The organism is Xanthomonas sp. MLO165, assembly GCF_018831305.1.
GTDB lineage: Bacteria > Pseudomonadota > Gammaproteobacteria > Xanthomonadales > Xanthomonadaceae > Xanthomonas > Xanthomonas arboricola.
Map to the genome: position 1 here is coordinate 4,425,066 of NZ_CP029263.1, position 20,329 is coordinate 4,445,394.

Annotated in this window: 15 protein-coding genes and 1 pseudogene; 8 read left to right on the plus strand and 8 right to left on the minus strand. The window is 64.4% G+C overall.

All coding sequences use genetic code 11. The features are described from left to right. Nucleotides 1-21: 21 nt before the first annotated feature. The 3 genes and pseudogenes from DGN21_RS18640 to DGN21_RS18650 all read left to right on the plus strand — a co-directional run bounded on the left by DGN21_RS18640 (nucleotide 22) and on the right by DGN21_RS18650 (nucleotide 1,701). Nucleotides 22-507 carry a DUF4189 domain-containing protein gene (locus tag DGN21_RS18640; protein WP_215825022.1) on the plus strand — a complete coding sequence of 162 codons (486 nt, stop codon included), beginning with the start codon at nucleotides 22-24 and terminating at the stop codon, nucleotides 505-507. A 198-nt stretch (nucleotides 508-705) separates the two neighbouring features. Further along, a pseudogene (locus DGN21_RS18645) lies at nucleotides 706-1,158 on the plus strand (Type IV secretion system protein virB6); the annotation flags it as partial. A gap of 18 nt (nucleotides 1,159-1,176) precedes the next feature. Then, on the plus strand, nucleotides 1,177-1,701 hold the full coding sequence (locus DGN21_RS18650) for a DUF4189 domain-containing protein (RefSeq protein WP_184577841.1): 525 nt from the start codon (nucleotides 1,177-1,179) through the stop codon (nucleotides 1,699-1,701). 597 nt (nucleotides 1,702-2,298) lie between these two features. On the opposite strand, the gene DGN21_RS18655 is transcribed toward DGN21_RS18650, so the two are convergent. From DGN21_RS18655 to DGN21_RS18665, 3 genes are all read right to left on the minus strand, one after another. Next, entirely contained in the window at nucleotides 2,299-4,083 is a 1,785-nt protein-coding gene (locus DGN21_RS18655; protein ID WP_184577844.1) for a DUF885 domain-containing protein, read from the minus strand. Nucleotides 4,084-4,425: 342 nt separating this feature from the next. Continuing rightward, nucleotides 4,426-6,654, minus strand: coding sequence for a S9 family peptidase (locus DGN21_RS18660; protein WP_184577847.1), 2,229 nt, complete (start codon nucleotides 6,652-6,654; stop codon nucleotides 4,426-4,428). A 349-nt stretch (nucleotides 6,655-7,003) separates the two neighbouring features. Next, nucleotides 7,004-7,693 (minus strand): glutathione binding-like protein, encoded by a 690-nt coding sequence (locus DGN21_RS18665; RefSeq protein ID WP_104553141.1) that lies wholly within the window; start codon nucleotides 7,691-7,693, stop codon nucleotides 7,004-7,006. A gap of 251 nt (nucleotides 7,694-7,944) precedes the next feature. On the opposite strand from DGN21_RS18665, the gene DGN21_RS18670 reads away from it, so the two are divergent. The 5 genes from DGN21_RS18670 to DGN21_RS18690 all read left to right on the plus strand — a co-directional run bounded on the left by DGN21_RS18670 (nucleotide 7,945) and on the right by DGN21_RS18690 (nucleotide 15,572). Beyond that, nucleotides 7,945-10,959 (plus strand): TonB-dependent receptor, encoded by a 3,015-nt coding sequence (locus tag DGN21_RS18670; RefSeq protein WP_184577850.1) that lies wholly within the window; start codon nucleotides 7,945-7,947, stop codon nucleotides 10,957-10,959. A gap of 177 nt (nucleotides 10,960-11,136) precedes the next feature. Further along, entirely contained in the window at nucleotides 11,137-11,838 is a 702-nt protein-coding gene (locus tag DGN21_RS18675) for a SapC family protein (protein ID WP_184577853.1), read from the plus strand. Next, on the plus strand, nucleotides 11,828-12,841 hold the full coding sequence (locus tag DGN21_RS18680) for a cupin-like domain-containing protein (RefSeq protein ID WP_065033441.1): 1,014 nt from the start codon (nucleotides 11,828-11,830) through the stop codon (nucleotides 12,839-12,841). Before DGN21_RS18675 ends, DGN21_RS18680 begins: the two co-directional genes overlap by 11 nt. 12 nt (nucleotides 12,842-12,853) lie before the next feature. Continuing rightward, nucleotides 12,854-14,419, plus strand: coding sequence for a tryptophan halogenase family protein (locus DGN21_RS18685; RefSeq protein WP_184577856.1), 1,566 nt, complete (start codon nucleotides 12,854-12,856; stop codon nucleotides 14,417-14,419). Between the two features lie 133 nt (nucleotides 14,420-14,552). Further along, entirely contained in the window at nucleotides 14,553-15,572 is a 1,020-nt protein-coding gene (locus tag DGN21_RS18690; protein WP_047127581.1) for an energy transducer TonB, read from the plus strand. Nucleotides 15,573-15,854: 282 nt separating this feature from the next. Here DGN21_RS18690 and DGN21_RS18695 read toward each other — a convergent pair whose 3' ends face one another. From DGN21_RS18695 to DGN21_RS18715, 5 genes are read right to left on the minus strand one after another with little or no spacing between them, the layout of a single operon-like run. Beyond that, nucleotides 15,855-17,048 carry an ABC transporter permease gene (locus DGN21_RS18695; RefSeq protein ID WP_184577859.1) on the minus strand — a complete coding sequence of 398 codons (1,194 nt, stop codon included), beginning with the start codon at nucleotides 17,046-17,048 and terminating at the stop codon, nucleotides 15,855-15,857. Further along, nucleotides 17,045-17,791, minus strand: a complete 747-nt coding sequence (locus DGN21_RS18700) for an ATP-binding cassette domain-containing protein (RefSeq protein ID WP_024940732.1) — start codon at nucleotides 17,789-17,791, stop codon at nucleotides 17,045-17,047. The genes DGN21_RS18695 and DGN21_RS18700 overlap by 4 nt, the downstream gene beginning before the upstream one ends. Before the next feature lie 31 nt (nucleotides 17,792-17,822). Next, nucleotides 17,823-19,406 (minus strand): alpha/beta hydrolase, encoded by a 1,584-nt coding sequence (locus DGN21_RS18705; protein ID WP_184577862.1) that lies wholly within the window; start codon nucleotides 19,404-19,406, stop codon nucleotides 17,823-17,825. A gap of 60 nt (nucleotides 19,407-19,466) precedes the next feature. After that, complete coding sequence (locus DGN21_RS18710) at nucleotides 19,467-19,667, minus strand: helix-turn-helix transcriptional regulator (RefSeq protein WP_016903655.1); 201 nt, start codon at nucleotides 19,665-19,667, stop codon at nucleotides 19,467-19,469. Next, nucleotides 19,664-20,251 (minus strand): hypothetical protein, encoded by a 588-nt coding sequence (locus DGN21_RS18715; protein WP_184577865.1) that lies wholly within the window; start codon nucleotides 20,249-20,251, stop codon nucleotides 19,664-19,666. Before DGN21_RS18715 ends, DGN21_RS18710 begins: the two co-directional genes overlap by 4 nt. Between the last annotated feature and the right edge of the window lie 78 nt (nucleotides 20,252-20,329).

Sequence of the window (20,329 nt, forward strand, 5' to 3'; positions counted from 1 at the left end):
CTACTGGCAGCCACCTCAGCAATGGCAGAGGAGGGCTGTCCAGCCGGACAAATTCCCGCACAAGCTGGGGCAGGAGTTACCTCTTGCGGGCCTATTCCTCAAGGATATTATCAACAAAACAAAAAACAGCCTCCACGCGCAGCAGGAAAGTGGCTAAAAACCTGGGGTGCGGTTGCTGTTGGTATATTGAACGACAAACCCCTGTATGCCGTACCGGTTGGTCTCGCCTCAGAAGACGCAGCAAAAAAAGAAGCTTTGGATAGATGCAATAAGTCAGGCGCCAAGGGCTGCCGGCCCTCGACGACTTTTCGCAATCAATGCATGTCCATAGGTGAACCTCAAATCGAAGGGTCGCCAAAACCTGATGGTATTATTGAGTTTTCAAGGCAGCCTACCGAACAGCTTGCAAAAGGCGCAGCCCTTCGTGGTTGTAGCGAGGAAAATCCAGGCGCTGAGTGCAAAATAATTCACACCGCTTGTTCTGAGCAAATTTTTGAGAAGTTTTGAATTAGTTTAAATAGAACACAGACTCACAGAACGGTCGGAATGGCTGTGAAATAGTATGCGTTTAGCCATCCTCCTTTTGTCTCCGCTTATATTTCAGGTAAAATCACGATAATTGCAAATTCCCCATAGCCTTTCGGCGTCTAGCCAAGGGATTCCTCGGGAACGTTTTACAGCCTAGACTGATCACAGTACGTATGCATTAGTGTGACTTCGGCCATCATGCTCAAGTTTTCCACCAAGGTCGCCATCGCGCTCTGGGTTGCCAAAGGCATCACCGGGCTGATGGGTAACAATACCGAAGGCCTGAGCTCGCAAGCCTTGCAGCAAGGCGGTATCGGCTTGCTGCTGACCACCCTCATCATCACCACATACCGTCGCAGCATCGCTGTGGCAGGGAAGCATGGGAACGTTTATGGCGTACTCGGCATTTGGTGTCGCTGGCGCGATCAGCGCATCCCCTGGGCCACAGGGGCAGCCGCCAGGTCATATGTTCCACAGCAGAGGGGTGCTAATTCATCTGTGCCACCCAGCTCTTATGAGGCGCCTACAGTCACCGGTCAGCGAATCACTGGAGGACAGCCTCAAGCAACACAAACGCCCGCCCCGGGATCTAGAGGTGTCGTATCCCAGAGCAATAACCAAGTCATCTAAATTTTGGGCTGAGGCATTATGAAAATTTATAAATTTTTTATTATTATCTTAGCTTTCTCTATTAGCTCAGCACACGGAGAGGGAGGTTGCCCCCCGGGGCAGTACCCTGTTGGCGGACAGGGGGCAGTTGCATGCGCACCAATCCCACAAAACAGTTCACAGTCACGGCCTCGACCAAGTGGAAAATGGATCAAAACGTGGGGTGCAATCGCAATGGGCTCTGTAAATTCAGTCATAAACTACGGAGTTTCGACGGGCAAGTTCTCTAAAGACGATGCGCAGCGTGAAGCAATGCAAAAATGCGCATCCCACGGCGAACAGGATTGCAAGATCACGCTTACCTATCAAAATCAATGCGCAGCAATATCAACGCCGGAAATAGGGGGCAAACCATCAGGAGGTACGGTTCACTTTTCTGGCGGCGAAACAATCGCTAAAGCATCGACTGAGGCGTCAGCTCAATGCAAAAAAAGCAACCCAACTCCTGCCCAGTGCAGCGTTATCTATAGCGACTGCACAGAGCAGGTATTCGAAGAATATTGATTTAATTTATTTATTCAATTATCAGAATTAATCAGCAGCAGCCAAATAAGGCCGCCAGCTGACAAGAAAATATAAATTTTATACTTGTTGTAGAATGCTTGAGCTACCAAGCGTCGCAACGAAGCGTCAGTGGGCTATTGCTTACCACTGTCATCATCACTATGCCTGCCGTTGCTGCAGCGCTGTGGCAAGGAAGCATGGGAACCTTTATGGCGTGCGCGGCGTTTGGTACCGCTGGCGCAAGCAACGCATCCCTTGGCCACAGGGGCAGCCGCCAGGTCATATGCTCCACAGCAGAGGGGGTGCTAATTCATCTGTACCGGCCAGCTTTTATGCAGCGCCTACAGCCACCGGTCAGCGAGTCATTAGAGGACAGCTTCAAGCAACACAAACGCCCACCCCGAGATCTAGAGAAGTCGCATCCCAGAGTCTTGAAGGACTCAACTCGCAAGCGGACTGGCCTTCACTGGCGAGCCGTACACGACTTTTGGCAAATACTTCACCAGCACAACGCTAGGCCAAATCGTGCTTTTCAGCGCGCGACCTGGCCAGGCAGTTGTTCATAAGAGCACCTATCCGGTACCGCGGATACCGCAGTTACTTTCGCTGCGCTGGGATGAACTGCGTCTCCACCGCCTTGGCCAGCTGGTCCGGCGGCAGCAGGCCCTGGTCGAGCAGGAAGTTGTTGAAGGCAAGACGGTCGAACTTCTTGCCCAGGACCAGCTCGGTGCGCATGCGCAGTTCGAGGATGCGGGTGTAGCCGTAGAAGTAGCTGCCGGCCTGGCCGGGCGCGCGGACGGTGTAGCGGTCCAGTTCCTGGCGGGTCATCGCTGGCGAGAGGCCGACGTCGTCTTCGAGCACCTGGCGTGCGCGTTCGCGGTCGATCAGGCCGAGGTTGAGCATCGGGTCGAGCATGGCGCGGGCGGCGCGTAGCAGGCGGAACTGCAGGGCGATCAGCTGACCGTCGAGCGGTTCGTACGGGACCATTTCGGCTTCGGCATACAGCGCCCAGCCTTCGACGTTGACCGAGTTGAACGCGAACAGGCTGCGCGCCAGCGACACGCCGCGTTCGACCATGGCGGTGAACTGCAGCTCGTGGCCGGGGCGGCCTTCGTGCGCGCTGAGCGTCCAGGCGGCCGAGCCGAAGTTGAAGTCGTCGTACTGCTCCTTCTTGGCGCCGTCGGCGGTCGGGTTGCCCAGCGGCAGCACGAACTGGCCCTGCTGGCCGGTATTGCCGATCAGCGGGGCCGGCAGGAAGTGCGGCGCCGGTTGCGCGGCACTTTCGGCGGCACTGCCCAGGCGCATCTGCATCGGGCGATTGGGCACATCGACGATGCGCTGCTGACGGATGATCGGGTCGATCTGGTCGATCACGCCGCGGTAGTGAGTTTCCAGCTGGTCGTCGGCGATCTTGTTGCCCTTGAGCGCACGGATCACCTGTACATAATCGCTGCCCTGCACGCCCTTGGCCTTGGCCACCAGCGGCGCGAGCTGACGCATCGCCGAGCGGGTTTCCATGAATTCCAGCTGCGCGCGCTGGATCAGCTGCTGCGGGGCGATATCGATGCCGACCTGCTTGAGCTGGAAGGCATACAGCGGTTCGGGCAGGCGGGTGTCCTTGCGTGCCTTCGGCAATACTGTGGTGCGGGTCCAGTTGGCGTAATCCTTCAACTGGGTGGACATCGCCTTGAGCGCTTCGTCACCGCCGGCGATCTTGTACTTGGCGAACAACTCGCCGATGCCGGCGACGTAGGTGTCCACGTTCGCTAGCGCCTGCTCCACTTCGCGCTGGGTGGGCTGCAGCAAGGTGGTGTTGCCAAGCTGCTCTTCGTAGCGCTGGCGGGCCAGTGTGGTGGTCGGCGTGCTGCCCGGCACCAGGCCGACGTAACGCTTGAGGCGATCCAGTGCCTTGGCGCGGCGCTCGGGCACGGTCTGGTCAGACAACAATCCGTTGAGGCCACTGAAGACCAGCTGCGGCGCATCGTTCCACGGCAACAGATAGCGCTCGTTGAGTTCGCTGCCTTCGATGTTCTGCTCGGCCGCAGCGATCATGATCTGCAGGTCCTGGCGCACATTGACGTCGCGCTCGGTGGCCAGCTTGGCCTGCAACGCGGCGCGTGCCTTGTTCATCGCATCGCGGTAGCGCGCGGCGTTGTTTGGCCCCAGGTCGATGACCTGGTCGTCGTAGCCGGGCACGCCGAAGAAGCTGGCGTATTCGGGCTGGAATGGCGCCTGCGCGTTCAGCAGGATCTGTGCATAGCCGTTGCTGGTCTGCACCCAGGCCGGCGTGGCAGGTTGGGCCTGCGCGGCTTTACCGGTCTGTGCCTGCAATGGCAGCGAAGCACCGAGCGCCAGCGCAATGGCGAGAACGAGTGGTTTCATGGGGCGGATCCGCAAGTTGAGTAGCGCGACCCTACCCATCCGCGGCGGCTGCGGCAATGCGTCTTAGGTCATGGTCGGCAGGAGTGCGGCGGCGCTTGCGGGTCGGCTACCAGGTTGATTGGATCGGCGGTCTGCTGGCGAATGTCAGCATTTGCTGGCGCCATCGCCCGTGCTTGCGGCTGGCGTCCGCCTGGCGCCGGCTTCCCTCGCCGCGCGGCCCGTGCAGGTCCACGCTACAAGGGGCATCTCCTGCCCGACCGCTCTGGTGAATGTCGCCGATGCCAGGCATCGGCGGTCGTTTACCACTGCAGTTCCGTCTCCCCGGCACCGATTGCCGGCCGCTCAGGGCATCAGGCAGCGCTGGATGAATGCCTCCGCGGTCTTGTAGCGATGCAAGGCAGTGCTGCCGGACAAGCCGTGCTTGGCGCCGGGATAGGTCATCAGCTCGAAGGCGGTGCCACGCGCCTGCAACGCGCTCATCAGCGCGGTGGAGTTGGTGAACAGCACGTTGTCGTCGGCCATGCCGTGGATCAGCAGCAGCTTGGCGCGCAGGCCGTCCAGATGGGTGGCGATGCGTGCGTCGCGGTAGCCGGCGGCGTTGCCGGCCGGCAGGTCCATGTACCGCTCGGTGTAATGAGTGTCGTACAGCCCCCAATCGGTGACCGGTGCACCGGCCACGCCGCAGGCATAGGCCTCACTGTGTTTGGCCAGCAGCATCAGCGTCATGTAGCCGCCGTTGGACCAGCCCTGCACGCCGATGCGGGTGGGATCGACCCAGCGCTGCGCCTTGAGCCAGGCCACGCCTTGCAGCTGGTCGTCCACTTCCACCGTGCCCTGCTTGCCGTACAGCGCGCCACCGAAGGCACGGCCACGCCGCGGGGTGCCGCGGTTATCCAGCGAGAACACCACGTAACCACGTTGCGCAAGATATTGATCGAACAGCGCATCGCCACGGCTTGGCCAGGCGTCGAGCACGGTCTGCGCGGCGGGGCCGCCATACACGTACACCATCACCGGATAGCGCTTGGCCGGGTCGAAGTCGTCCGGTTTGATCAGGCGATACTGCAGCGGCGTGGTGCCGTCGGCGGCGGTGAGCGTGCCGAATTCCACCGGGCGCTGCGCGTCACGGTATCTGGCATACGGGTGCTGCGGATCGGCCAGATCGTTCTTCAACAGTGTGGCGATTTTTTCGCCATTGGCGCGAAACAGCTCGATCTGCGGCGGTGTGGAGGTGTTGGACCAGCTGTCGACATACACGCTGGCGTTGTTGGCGAAGCTGGCGGCGTGCGTGCCGTGGGGTGTCGAACGTTGTTCGATCGCACCGCCGGCCAGCGGCACGGCGTAGATGTGGGCCTGGGTCGGCGACTCCTTGCTGGCGGAAAAATACACCGTGCCGGCTTGCTCATCGACGGCGAGCAGTGCATCGACCACCCAGGCGCCGGAGGTCAGCGGCGTGAGCGTGCAGCCATCTTCCGATGCCACGTACAGATGCTCGTAGCCGCTGCGCTCGGAGTTCCAGATGAAGCGACCGTCCTTGAGAAAACGCAGATCGTTGTGGAGCGGCACCCAGGTCGGCGAGGTCTCGGTGATCAGCACGCGCTGCTTGCCGCTGGCCAGCGTGGCTTCGATCAACTCGAGGGTTTTCTGGTCGCGCGACTGGAGCTGGAAGGTCAGCCGCTGCGCATCGCGCCAATCCACCCGTGCCAGATAGATATCGGGATTGCTGCCCAGCTCGATCCAGCGCGGCGCGGCGTTGGCGCGCGGTGCGATCACACCCAGCCGCACGGCCACGTTGGGCTGGCCAGCCTGCGGATAGCGCTGGCTGATGACCTCGGTATGGTCGGCATAGACCTCCGGGCGCTTTTGCACCGGCACGCCGGATTCGTCGATACGCGCGAAGGCGATCGCCGAGTCGTCCGGCGCCCACCAATAGCCGGTGTGGCGATCCATTTCCTCGTCGGCGACGAACTCGGCCACACCGTTGCCGATGGTCTCGCTGCCGTCGCTGGTGAGCTGCAGCTGCTTGCCGCTGACCAGGTCGATCACCCACAGGTTGCGCTCGCGCACGAAGCTGACGAAGCCGCCCTTGGGCGAGAGCTTGGCGTCGGTGGCGAAGCCTTCGCCGTGGGTGAGCTTGCGCACTGCCGCCGCGCCGGTCTTGCGCAGGTCGTACAGATACAGCTCGCCACCGAGCGGGAACAACAGTGCATGTGCGTCCGGCGCCCATTGGTAATCGACGATGCCGGCGAAGGCAGCGATGCGTTGGCGCTCGCGGCGGGCCTTTTCAACATCGCTGAGCGTTTCGGTGCCGGGCAGCACGATTTTGGAATCCACCAGCAGCCGGGTCTGACCGCTGGCGATGTCGTACTCCCACAGATCCAGCTGATTGCGGTCGCTGTCCTTGCCGCGCAGGAAGCTCACGCGCGAGCCGTCGGGGGCGACCTTGGGTTTCATCAGCGTCGGGCCGGACAACGGCAATGGGCCGGTGATGGCGTCGAGGGTGAGTTTTTCGGCGTGGGCGGTGGTGATCGTGCTGAGCATGAGGGCAAGGGCGGCGAACAGGGCGCGCATCGAAGATCCTGTCTTGAGATAGCACACAGGATGCGGGCGTGTGGGGTGTTTGAGAAGCGCGGCGATGCTGCGCGTGCGCGATGAAGGGCTGCGCGCGGTTCTGCGCGTGTGCTGCAGCATGGTGCTGGGTTGTTGTCGCTCAGTTTTTTAGCGAGCAGAGGTGCGTTTGGGCTGATGGTCGCAATTGGCGGGCTGCGGATGGCACATGCGCGTTTCGTGGTGCGCAGGTTACGGGGGGCGGTGGGTCTGGCTCCACTTGCGTACCTTCACCCCAACCCCTCTCCCGGGGGAGAGGAACTCGGGCGCCGTGTGGAACTGCTGTGCGTGCCGCGCTGTTGCTACTGCGCCCTCAGCGCTTGCCGAACAGATGCTTGCGCTCTTCCTCGCTCAGCGGCTTGCCGGCGTTGGGGTTGACCTGCTCCTTGAGCGCATACGCACGTTGCGTGGCCGGGCGCGCGGCGATGGCGTCGTGCCAGCGCTTCAGATGCGGGAGCTCGGCGTAATCGGGGCGGATGTCGGCGTAGACCTCGATCCACGGATAGCTGGCCATGTCGGCGATGCCGTACTCGGGGCCGGCCAGGAATGCCTGCTCGGCCAGGCGCTTGTCGAGCACGCCATGCAGGCGACGCACCTCGGCGTTGTAGCGTTCGATCGCGTAGGGAATCTTTTCCGGCGCGTAGACGTTGAAGTGGCCCATCTGGCCGCTCATCGGCCCCAGCCCACCCATCTGCCAGAACAGCCATTCCAGCGCGGCGATGCGGCCACGCGCATCGCGCGGCAGGAAACGGCTGGTCTTCTCGGCCAGATACAGCAGGATGGCGCCGGATTCGAACACGCTCTGCGCCGGGCCGCCGTCGGCCGGTGCGTGGTCGACGATCGCGGGCATCTTGTTGTTGGGCGAAATCTGCAGGAAGGCCGGCTCGAACTGCTCACCCTTGCCGATGTTGACCGGCTTGAGCGTGTAGTCCAGCCCGGCCTCTTCCAGGAACAAGGTGACCTTGTGGCCGTTGGGGGTGGGCCAGTAGTACAGGTCGATCATCGTGCGCTCCAGTTCGGCAAGGGGTGGCACGCAGCGCGCGCCTTGGCGATCGATGGTACGACCAAGCCCGCGACCGGTGCGTGCGCGTGCGGTGGTGCTGGCTGGAACGATGTGTGACGCGATTGGCTCGTGGCCGATGCTGCAGTGCAAATTGACTTGGTTAAGCCTGCGCTCACAAATGCACGATTGTGTCATCGACCTTCGCCTGTCCTCTCTGGGGCCGGCTATCTTCATTTGGGGAAGAAATCATTGTGAGAGAGCCACGCACCCTGCCGCGCACGCGGCGTCTGACGTCTGCCCTGCTGTTTGCCCTGTCGACGCCGCTGGCCGCGCAGACCGCGCCGGCACCGCAGTCCGCATCCACCGTCCCCGGCGCGAGCCAGGCCGATCCCGCCACGCTCGATGCGGTGCAGGTCACCGGTATCCGCGGCAGCCTGACCTCGTCGATGAACGTCAAGCGCGATGCGCAAGGCATCGTTGACGGCATCGTGGCCGAGGACATCGGCAAGTTCCCCGATACCAATCTGGCCGAGTCGCTGCAACGTATCAGCGGCGTGTCGATCGACCGTTCGCTGGGCGAAGGCTCGCGCGTCACCGTGCGCGGCGTCGGCCCGGACTTCAACCTGGTGCTGTTGAACGGCCGGCAGATGCCGGGCGCCAGCATCGAGGAATCAAACGCCTCCAATTCGCGCGCGTTCGACTTCGCCAACCTGGCGTCGGAGTCGATCTCCGGCATCGAGGTGTTCAAGACCAGCCGCGCCAGCACGCCCACTGGCGGCATCGGTGCGACCATCAACATCAAGACCAGCCGGCCGCTGGACAACCCGGGCCTGCATGCCAACGTCGGCCTCAAGGGCGTGCACGACAGCTCCAACGAGAATCTGCCCGGACGCCTGCAGGGCGATGCGCTGACCCCGGAAATCTCCGGCATTTTCAGCAACACCTCGGCCGATGGACGCTTCGGCGTATCGCTGAGCGGCAGCTACCAGGAACGTGACTTCGGCTATAGCCAGGTCGGCGTGCCCAACGGCTGGCGTTCGTTCCGCGGCGATTCCACCGCCTACGGCACCATCCCGCAGCCGGGTACACCGGGCTCGGAAAACATCGTCAACCGCCCCGGCCCGAATGACATCTATTCGGTGCCGCAGAACCTCAACTACCGCGTGGTCGGCGTCGAGCGCCAGCGCACCAACGGCCAGTTGACGCTGCAGTACAAGCCGCTGGACAACGTCACCACCACGCTGGATTACACCTATTCGGAAAACAAGATCCAGCAGCAGCGCAACGAGATGTCGGTGTGGTTCAACTATGGGCCGTCGGCCAGCGCCTGGACCAATGGCCCGGTCGCCGGGCCGGTGAGCTATTCGGAAATCGTCAATCCGGCCACCAGCGATCTGGCCACCGCCGGCTCCAATGCGGCCACGCGCAACCAGAACAAGTCGCTGGGCTTTAACGTGGATTGGGCGGTGAACGACCAGTTCAAGCTCAACTTCGACATCCACCGCTCCACCGCAGAAGCCGGTGCGGACAGCCCGTTCGGTTCCAGCAATTCGCTGGGCGTGTCCGGCTTTTACCGCGGCACCTCGGTGGTGGATTTCAGCAAGGATTTCCCGGTGTTGCAGCAGCAGCTGGGCTTTGGCCTGACCGGGCTGGATCCGTCGCGCACCTTGGTCACCGGCTCGGCGTTCCGCAACAGCTACATGAAGTCGGAGATCGACCAGGCCCAGGTCAACGGCGACTTCACCTTCGAAAATTATTCGCAGTTGAAGTTCGGTATCGGCAGCACCGAGGTCAAGAACCGCTCGGCATTCTCCAACGTGCAGCGCGACACCTGGGGCGGTGCCGGCACCGCGGCCGATTATCCGGACGATCTGTGGATCCCCAGTTCGTTTGCGCAGTACTTCGATGCGATCGACGGCAGTGGCAATCCGGCACAGTTCAACCAGCTGTTCCTGTTCGACTTCGAACGTGCCCGCCAGGCGGCCGCGCAGGTGGCCGGCGACGATGCGCTATACCGCACCTCGCCGGTGTTCACCACCGACCGCCGCGTGACCGAAAAATCCAAGAACGCCTACCTGCAGTGGAACAACAGCTGGGACGATCTGCGCGTGCCGATCAGCCTGGCCGCCGGTGTGCGTTACGAAGAAACCAAGGTGGAGGCGCAGGCACTGGTGCCGGTGGCGGTGGGCATCGACTGGGTCGCCAACAACGAGTTGCCGATCCGCCTGGCCGACTCGGCGTTCGCCAGCGGCAGCGGCAAATACGAATACTGGCTGCCCAGCCTGGACCTGAGCTTCAAGCTCACCGAGGATCTGGTGCTGCGCGGCAGCTACGGCGAAACCATCGGCCGGCCCGGCTGGGGCGATATCCAGGGCGGGCAGACGCTCAACCAGATCGCGCGCCTGGAAGGCGGCACCGGCCAGGAAGGCAATCCCGGCCTGAAGCCGCTGCTTTCGCACAACATCGATTTTTCGCTGGAGTGGTACTACAGCGATGCCAGCTACGCCTCGGTGGGCTTCTTCCGCAAGAACATCGACAACTACATCGGCGTGACCACGCGCAACGACACCTCGCTGGGCCTGAATACGCCAGTGGGTGGTGCGTACTGGAACGAAGCGCTGGGCAACGGCTGCGCCTCGGCCGACCTGACCTGCATCCGCAACTACATCTTCCGCAACCGCGGCGGTGCGCCGGGTGTGGCGCGCGGGCCGGACGACTCCAACGGCAACGCCACCGGCGTGATCAGCGGGCAGCCGGGCGATCCGGTGGCCAACTTCGCCATCACCGCGCCGGCCAACCAGCGCTCGGCCTCGCTGGACGGTTGGGAATTCAACCTGCAGCACATGTTCGGCGACAGCGGCTTCGGCGTGTCGGCCAACTACACCAAGGTCGACTCCGGCCTGACTTACGACAACTACGTGATCGGCGAGCAATTCGCGCTGGAAGGGCTGAGCGACTCGGCCAACGTGGTCGGCTTCTACGACAGGGACAAGTGGCAGGTGCGTGCGGCCTACAACTGGCGCGACGAGTTCCTGGCTGCACGTTTCGACGGCAGCGGCCAGCCCAACCCGGTCTACACCGAAGCCTATGGCCAGCTGGACCTGAGCATCGGCTACCAGTGGACCGAGAACCTGTCGCTGAGCCTGGAGGCGATCAACCTCACCGACGAGGTGCAGCGCCAGCACGGCCGTCACCCGAACCAGATCATCTACGCCACCCAGACCGGCCCGCGCTACATGCTGGGCGTGCGTTACAAGTTCTGGTGATGCAGCGCGTTAGTCATGCAGTGATGTTCTTTTAAGCGTTCCCGGCAGCGAGTCTGCCGGGGCGTTTCGCACGGCGCTCTCGTGGCGTTTCCCGGATGTGTCGCATCCGGGACTTGCCATGCCGAAGCAACTGTCCAAGCATGGGCCACGCGCCCCGCGTGATGTGTCTTTCCCCCCATGACCAATGCCGTGTTGTTGAACAACCTCGATCACCGCGACCTGCGCGTGATCACCGTGCACGGCGCCGCCTACGGCGACGACGTGATGTCGGCCGCGACCTTTCCGCAGGAGTTCCGCCAACTGCAGGCGCAGTACCCGATCGTGTTCCATCGCAGCGGCGAGCGCAGTTTTCAGCCGCTGGCATTGCTGGGATTACGCCTGGGCGAGAACCTGTTCCTGGATGGTGCGCGCTGGGATGCGCCGTACGTGCCTCTGGCGATCCAGCGGCAACCGTTTTTGATCGGCGAGCAAGAGGACGGGCCGATGGTGCACGTGGACCTGGACAGCCCGCGCATCAGCCGCAGCGAAGGCGAGGTGCTGTTTCGCGAACACGGCGGTACCACCGAATTTCTCGACCACATCGGCCAGGTGTTGCGCACCTTGCACGATGGCCTGGCCGCGAGCGAGGCGTTCGTCGACCGCTTGCTCGGCTACGACTTGCTCGAACCGTTCGTGTTCGAGGCCACGCTGCAGAACGGCCTGGAATGCCGTCTGACCGGGCTCTATGCCGTGCACGAGGAACGCCTGCGCGCGCTCGACGATGCGGCCCTGCTCAATCTGCACCGGCACGGCGATCTGGAACCGCTGTACATGGCGGTGGCCTCGGTCGCGCAGTTCCGCCATCTGCTCGACCGCATGCAGCGCCGTCATGCTGGCTGAGCCGCGCGCCATCGAAGAACGGCACGGGCTGGACCCGCAGCAGCTGGACCCGGCCGTGCTGCGCTCCACCACGCCGTTGGTATTGCGCGGGCTGGTGCGCGACTGGCCACTGGCGCAGGCCGGCGCCACCTCGGCGCAGGCGGCGGCGGCCTACCTGCGCGGTTTCGATCGCGGCGAAGCGGTGGTGGCACAGGTTGGCCCGCCGGACATCGGCGGGCGCTTCTTCTACAACGCGGACATGAGCGGCTTCAATTTCCGCCCCGAGCGCGTGCCGCTGGGCGTGGTGCTGGAGACCTTGTTGCGCGATCTGCACAACCCGCAGCCACCGGCGATCTACGTCGGCTCCACCACGCTGGACACCTACCTGCCCGGCCTGCGCGCGCATAACCCGATCGCGCTGCCGCAGCGCGAGCCGCTGGCCAGTATCTGGATCGGCAACCGCACCCGCATCGCCGCGCACCAGGACCTGCCCGACAACCTGGCCTGCGTGGTCGCCGGGCGCCGCCGCTTCACCCTGTTTCCGCCGCAGCAACTGGCCAATCTGTATATCGGCCCACTCGATCTCACCCCGGCCGGGCAGCCGGTCAGCCTGGTGGATATCGCCGCGCCGGACCTGCAGCGCTTTCCACGCTATGCGCAGGCGCTGGAACACGCGCTGGTGGCCGAGCTGGAACCGGGCGATGCATTGTTCATTCCCAGCATGTGGTGGCATCACGTCGAAGCGCTGACGCCGTTCAACGTGCTGGTGAACTTCTGGTGGCGGCAGAGCCCGGCCTACATGGATTCGCCGATGAACGCGCTGATGCTGGCGCTGCTCACCCTCCGCGACCTGCCAGCCGAACAACGCGCGATCTGGCAGGACGTGTTCGACCATTACGTGTTCGATGCCGATGCGGACACCGCCGCACACATGCCGGAGTCTGCGCGCGGCGTCCTGGCGCCGATGGACGAGGCCCGTGCCCGCAGCCTGCGCGCGCGGTTGCTGCAACGCCTGAATCGCTGAGGATCTGACGCCATGACCGACACCGCCCCTTCCGACCCACAACAGCGCCCGGTACGCCGCGTCGTCATCGCCGGTGGCGGTACCGCCGGCTGGATGGCCGCCGCCGCGTTATCCAAAGTGCTGGGCCGGCACCTGCAGATCACCCTGGTGGAATCGGACGAGATCGGCACCGTGGGCGTGGGCGAAGCCACCATCCCCAGCCTGGTCACCTTCCACCGCCTGCTGGAGATCGACGAAGCCGCGTTCATGGCCGCCACGCAGGCTACCATCAAGCTGGGCATCGGCTTCGAACACTGGCGCGATGTGGACCGGCACTACATCCACTCCTTCGGCCACACCGGCACCGATCACTGGAGCGCGGGCTTCCAGCATTTCTGGTTGAAGGGCCGGCAGCGTGGCCTGGCGCGCGACTTCGGCGACTACTGCCTGGAACTGCGTGCCGCGCAGGAAGGCCGCTTTGCGCATCTGCCCAATGGCGGCATGAATTACGCCTATCACCTGGATGCCGGCCTGTACGCGCGCTTCCTGCGCCGCTTCAGCGAAGGCTTCGGCGTGCAGCGTATCGAAGGCCGCATCGGCAACGTGGAGACCCACGCGCACAGCGGCTATCTCACCGCGCTGACGCTGGACGACGGCACGCGGGTGGAAGGCGATCTGTTCCTGGATTGCACCGGCTTTGCCGGTCTGCTGATCGGCAAGACGCTGGGCGTGGACACCGACGACTGGTCGCAGTGGCTGTTCGCCGACAGCGCGCTGGCGGTGCAGACCGAATCGGTCGGCGCGCCGGTGGCCTACACCCGCTCGCGCGCCGATCAGGCGGGCTGGATGTGGCGCATTCCGCTGCAGCACCGCGTCGGCAACGGCATCGTGTACTCCAGCCGCTACATGGATCAGGACAGCGCCGCGCAGGTACTGCAGCGCAATCTCAGCGGCCGCGCACTGACCCAGCCGCGCGCACTGCGCTTCACGCCCAATCAGCGGCATCGGGTCTGGGAAAAGAACTGCGTGGCGCTGGGCCTGGCCAGCGGCTTCCTGGAGCCGTTGGAATCGACCAACATCCATCTGATCCAGCGCGGCATCATCCGGCTGATGCAGACCTTTCCGCAGGTCATCAACGATGTCGACATTGCCGAGTACAACCGCCAGGCCGCTGCCGAAATCACCCATATCCGCGATTTCGTGATCCTGCATTACCACGCCACCGACCGCCGCGACACGCCGTTCTGGCGCGATTGCGCGGCGATGGACATCCCCGACACGCTGCGGCACCGGGTGGAGTTGTTCCGCCAGAGCGGGCGGGTGTTCCACCAGGCCAACGAGCTGTTTGCCGAAAATTCCTGGGTGCAGGTGATGCTGGGCCAGGGCATCACGCCGAAGCAGCACCACCCGGTGGCCGACCTGATGGGCGATGCCGAGCTTCGTCATTTCCTGGAAACCATCCGCACACGGGTCGATGCCGCATTGGCGCGGCTGCCTGCGCATGCGGACTTCCTGCACCGCTACTGCCCTGCGCCGCCGCTGCCCGAGCCGGCCACGCGGCTGCCGGCCGACGCCGCACTGGCCACCGGAGCGCGATGAATTTCGCGCCCGGCAGGCGCCCCCCCTTGGCTTAGACCGCCCCAGCAATGCTAGATTGCCGCTTTGCCGTCCATTGCGGGAACAATGGCCGGCCTCGCCGCAGCATCTTTCGCAATCGGGGTAAGGGGGACGCATGTTGGATCTGACACAGGGCCGTATGGCACGCCGGATCGCGCCGGTCATTTTGTTGGTCGGCCTGGCCGCCTGCTCCAAGCAGGACGACAAGGCCGCCGCCACCGCGCCTGCCACCGGCGCCACGCCTGCGGCACCGGCCGCCGCGCCGACGCCGGCCACGGCAGTGTCGCCGCAGGTGCAATCGATGGCCGCCGACCAGTTGCGCGCATCGGCCACCAAGGCCTTGCAGGACAATCGCATGTACGCCCCGGCTGGTGACAACGCGGTGGAGTACTACCTGGCCTTGCGTGAAAAGCAGCCGCAGGACGCCACCGTCAACAGCGCGCTGACCGACCTGCTGCCGTACACGCTGATCGCCGCCGAACAGGGCATCAGCCGCGAAGAATTCCCTGAAGCGCAGCGCCTGATCGCGTTGATCGAAAAGGTCGACCCCAAGGCACCGGCACTGCCGCGCCTGAAGAGCGGCCTGGAGACCGGCATGAAGACCGCCGCCAGCCGCTCCGAGCAGGATGCCGAGCAGGCCAAGAAGCTGGTCGAAGACAAGGCCAAGCAGGCGGCCGAGCAGAAGCGTCTGGCCGAGCAGCAGACCCGCGAGGCGGCCGCTGCGCAGCAGATCGCCGCGCAACAGGAAGCCGCCCGCCAGCAGAGCGCAGAAGCCGAACGCCAGGCCGCCGCGCGCCGTCAGGCCGAGACCCCGACGCCGGCTCCAACTCCGGCCGCCCCGCGCCCGGCCCCGGCGACTGCCGCGGCTGCACCGGCCGCGCAGTCGCTGCGCCCGATCAGCACCCCGGCACCGCGTTATCCCCCCGAGGCGCTGCGCGCCGGCACCTCCGGCGAAGTGCTGGTGGAGATCACCGTCGGCACTGATGGCTCGATCACCGCCTCGCGCGTGCTGCGCGCCACCCCGCCGCGCGTGTTCGACCGCGAAGCGCTCAATGCGGTCAAGCGCTGGCGCTTCGAACCGGTGGCCGCACCGGTGACCACGCGGCGCACGCTGTCGTTCAACCCCGGCGGTTGATTGGTGCGTTGGGCGATCGAGTGCATCTGCATGCGGCTGAGTGAGTGAGTCTGCTGGTTGCTTGATTGATTGCTTGGTTGCTTGGTCGTTGATCGCTTGATTGGTCGATCGTTTGTTGATTGCTGGCTGATGGCCAATGGCTGCCGATGATCGATGCACTGCACTCCCGGCGAATGTCGGGCACCAAACAAAAAGCCCGCAGCGATGCGGGCTTTTTGTTTGCTGGTGACCCGTACCCTCATCCGCCCTGCGGGCACCTTTTCCCGAGGGGGAGGAGGAACATCAGCCGGAAATCGCCAGCCGCTCCTGGTGATAGCGCCGCACTGCCGCGTAGCACAGCACCGCGGCCACACCGAAGCCCGCCAGCAGATACACCGCCCAGGTCTGCGCAGTGATCTGCTCGTGGCGGATCACCTTGAGCAGCATCTGGTTCTGCGCCAGAAACGGCACCGCGAAATGCCAGAGCTGCGTCTTCAACGGATACGCCATCAGCGCATAGCCCGGCAGCATCGGCAGCAGCAACAGCCAGGTCATATGCCCCTGCGCTTCCTTCATGCTCTTGGCGGCGGCGGCCAGATAGGTCAGCAGCGAGGTGCCGATGAATAGCATCGGCACCAGGATGAACAGCATCTGCAGCATCGGCACGAAGCCGACGTTGAGCTGGCGGCCCAGGTTCGAGGTGGACAGCTGCGCACTCAACTTGAAGGCCAGCAAGGTCAGCAACAGCGACACCATGCCGATCACGCAGGCGGCGGCGATCTTGCCGCTGACGATCGCGCTGCGCGGCGCCGGGGTGGCCAGCAAGGGTTCCAGCGACTGGCGTTCGCGCTCGCCGGCGGTGGCATCCAGGATCAGCGAGGCGCCACCCAGGAACGAGGTGATCACCAGCAGCACCGGCAGCAGCATCGCCATCATCTGCCCGCGCTTGGCGTCGGCAGTGGCCAGATCCTGCGCGGCGATTTCCAGCGGCCTGCCCACCTGCGCATCGATGCCGCGCGCCAGCAGCCGCAGTGCACCCACCTGCTGGCTATAGCTGCCGAGTGCGGCCTGCAGGCGCAGGCTCGGCACGTCGGCCTCGCGCCGCGTGCTGTCCTTGATGACCTCCACCAGCGCGGGACGCCCGGCGCGCCAATCGTCGGCGTAGCTGTCGCTGATGCGCAGTGCCACATCCACATCCTGGTTGCGGATCGCGGCGGTCAGATCGGCCGGCGCATCGACCGCATTGAGGCCCTGCGCGGCCAGGAACCGCACCAGATTGGGCGCGTTCTCGCGGCCGAGCATGGGGATCTCCAACGGCTTGTCGATCTGCGTACGCACGCGGCTTTCGCTCAATGCGCCCATGCCCAGGATCAGCACCGGATACAGCAATGGCGACAGCAGCAAGGCCAGTGCGAGCGTGCGGCGATCGCGGCCGATGTCGCGCAACTCCTTGCGCAGCACCGTCCATAGCGTGGACAACAACGATGTGCTGCTCATGCGTGCAGTCCCTCGTCCGAGCCGATCGCCTTGACGAAGGCGTCTTCCAGATTGTCTTCGCCGGTGCTGGCGCGCAGTTCGTCGGCGCTGCCGCAGGCCACCACCGTGCCCTTGGCGACGATGACGATGCGATCGCACAGCGCCGCCACCTCCTGCATGATGTGGCTGGAAAAGATCACGCAACGCCCCTCGGCACGCAGTTGCTGCAGAAAGCCACGCATGGCGCGCGTGGTCATCACATCCAGCCCGTTGGTGGGCTCGTCGAGGATGACGTTGCGCGGGTCGTGCACCAGCGCGCGCGCAATCGCGGTCTTGGTGCGCTGGCCCTGGCTGAAGCCTTCGGTCTGACGGTCGAGAATGTCGTCCATGTCCAGCGCGGCCGACAGCAGGCGCGTGCGCTCGGCGATCCGCGCACGCGACAGGCCATGCAGCTCACCGAAGTAGGCAATGTTCTCGCGCGCGGTCAGCCGCTTGTAGACGCCGCGCGCATCCGGCAACACGCCCAGCGCGCGGCGCACGGTCACCGGGTCGCGGGCGGCATCCACGCCATCCACGGTGACGCTGCCCTGGTCGGGCGACATCAGCGTGTAGAGCATGCGCAAGGTGGTGGTCTTGCCGGCGCCATTGGGACCGAGCAGGCCGGTGATCTGGCCATCGGCAGCACTGAAACTGACCCCATCGACCGCCTTCACCAGCCCGGTCTTGGTCTTGAACGACTTGTGCAGCTTGTCGACGACGATCATGCGTGCGCCTCCGTGGCGTGGTCGGTGCGGCTCATGGTTCCCATCCGTTGAACGAGGTAAACGCGGGCACATTGTTGAGGCTGGCCACGCACTGCGCATCCAGTGCCTTGGCATTGGCGGTCTGCAGGAACTGGCCCAGCACCTTGGGCATGCAGCCCAGTCGAAACACCCCGTGGCCCTGCCCCGGCGCCACCAGGTGACGGCCATTGGGCAGGCCCTGCAGCACACGCTCGGCATAGCGCGGCGGCGTCACCGGGTCCAGCTCGCCCGACAGCAACAACACCGGCAGTTTGGATTTGAACGGTGCGGCGTCGGCAGCCGGGGTCGGCTTGGTCGGCCAGGCCTTGCAGGGCGCAAAGAACATCTGCGCCACTTCCGCTCCCAGCAAGGTGTCGTCCTTGCCGGATGGCGGCGTGTAGCGGCCGGCGTCTTCGCTGCACAGCACCGACCATTGCATCGGGCGATTCATCTGGTCGGACATGTCCGAGGCGCTCATCTGCGCCAACGCCATCAGCGAGGCGTAACGCCCTGCCGCCGCCTCGTCCAGCACCAGCGGCAACAACGAGGCGGTTTGCGGCACATACGAAAACCCGAACGCCAGGCCGACCACGGTATCGGCCGTCACCTGCTCGTGGTGCAGTTCACCGGTGCGCGGGTCGCGGTAATCCACCGCAACCGGCGCCTGACGCAAGCGCTCCACCACCTGCCGTAGCTGCGTGCGCGTGTCCACCGGAAAGCGTTTAGCGCATGCCACGTCCTTGCGGCATTGGGTGGCTTGCAACGCGATCGCATCTTCGAACGTGCGCGCGAACTCACCGCCGATCACCAGATCGTTCGGCGCCACGCCATCGATCACCAGCGTGCGTGTGTGTTGCGGATAGCGCGCCGCATAGTGCTGTGCGACCCGGGTACCATAGGAGCCGCCAATCAGGTTGAGCGTCTGCACGCCCAGTGCGGCGCGCACCGCATCCAGATCGCCAATCGCCTCGCTGGTGGTGAAATAGCGCGGATCGGCATCGTTGCGTAGCCCTTGTGCACATTGGCGTGCGTAATCGGTCAATTGCTCGGCGGTGGCGGCGCTGCTGTTTTCCAGTACGAGCGGCTTGCCGGCGGCATCGCGGCACGCAAGCGGATGCGAACCGCCGGTGCCGCGCTGGTCGACCAGGAAGATGTCGCGCCGTTTGCGGACTTCATGCAGCCCCATGTCCACGATCGCGGCGACCTGGGTGGCCGATTGTCCCGGCCCGCCGGCGATGAAGAACACCGGATCCGGCGTGCTGCCGGCGCCGGCCTCGCTTTCCAGCCAGGCGATCTTCAGATCGATGCTGCGCCCGGTCGGCGCGGCCGGGTTTTCCGGCACGCGCAGGCTGGCGCATTGCGCCTCGATATTGCCGGCCGCGCTGCCGGAACTCAGCGTGCACGGTGCAAATTGCAGCGTGCCGTAACGATTGCCTGCGGCGGTGACGGGCTGCGGCTGCGCGAGGCCGGGCGTGGCTGCGCCCGTCTTGGTCGTGGCAGCCGTGTTTTCAGCTGGCTGGTCCGCAGGCTGGCATCCGGTTGCCAGCAATGCGATCAGCAGCGCCGCCACCAGTGTGGGTTGCTTCACCATGTTCACCATCTCTCCTGATAGTTCCTGTCCCCTGACGCCGCATCCGGTCGGGTGTGACCGGCGCGGCTACTGCCCGTCTTCGTAAAGAAAGACGTGCTCGATCGATTCCCCGAACAGACGCGCGATGCGAAATGCCAACGGCAGACTGGGATCGTACTTGCCGGTTTCCAGCGCATTGATGGTCTGCCGCGATACGCCCAGGCGTTCGCCCAACTCGCCCTGTGACCAGCCGCTGGCCTCGCGCAATTCGCGCACCCGGCTATTCATTCGAACCGTCGGGCATTGATGCTTTTGGTGATGCCGTAGATGGCGCACAACATCGGAAATACCCACAACATCGCCACCGTCGCAGGGATGTCGATCAAGTCGGCAGCCTGCAGGAACCCGCCGGTCATGTACGCGCCGCTGACCAGGCCTGCGGCAATGGCGATCGACTCCAGTTCGATGCGCCGCTGCATTTCGTCCGAGTCGCGCACGTAGCGCGCCACCGCGCGGATCACCAGGGCGACCAGCACGGCCGGCAACAAGGCGATCAGCACGCGTGCCCAGCTTGGATCCACATGCGCAAGCAAATATCTCCAGAACAGCATCACCACCACATACAGGCCCATCGGCACGCCGAATTCGCGGTAATAGCGCCGCGCCAATGCCGGCCGTGTGCTGTCGCGCAGGCTACCGCGCGACAGCAAGAGCAGCAGCGACAGCACCAGGCAGGACACGCCCGCGCCGGCACAGAGCCCGGCAAGGTGGGCACTCAGCGGCAGCAGTTGCCAACGACCGAGCGCGCTGACGGCGAGCAGGCCGGCTCCCAGGCAGAGCGCCAGTAGCGCATTGCGTCTGCAGCGGGTCATGCGCGTTGCCTCGCGCGGTCCGATGGACGCACTGGCAGGTCAGTGCCCTCCATCCCGTTATCGCTGCGCAGCGGTCGC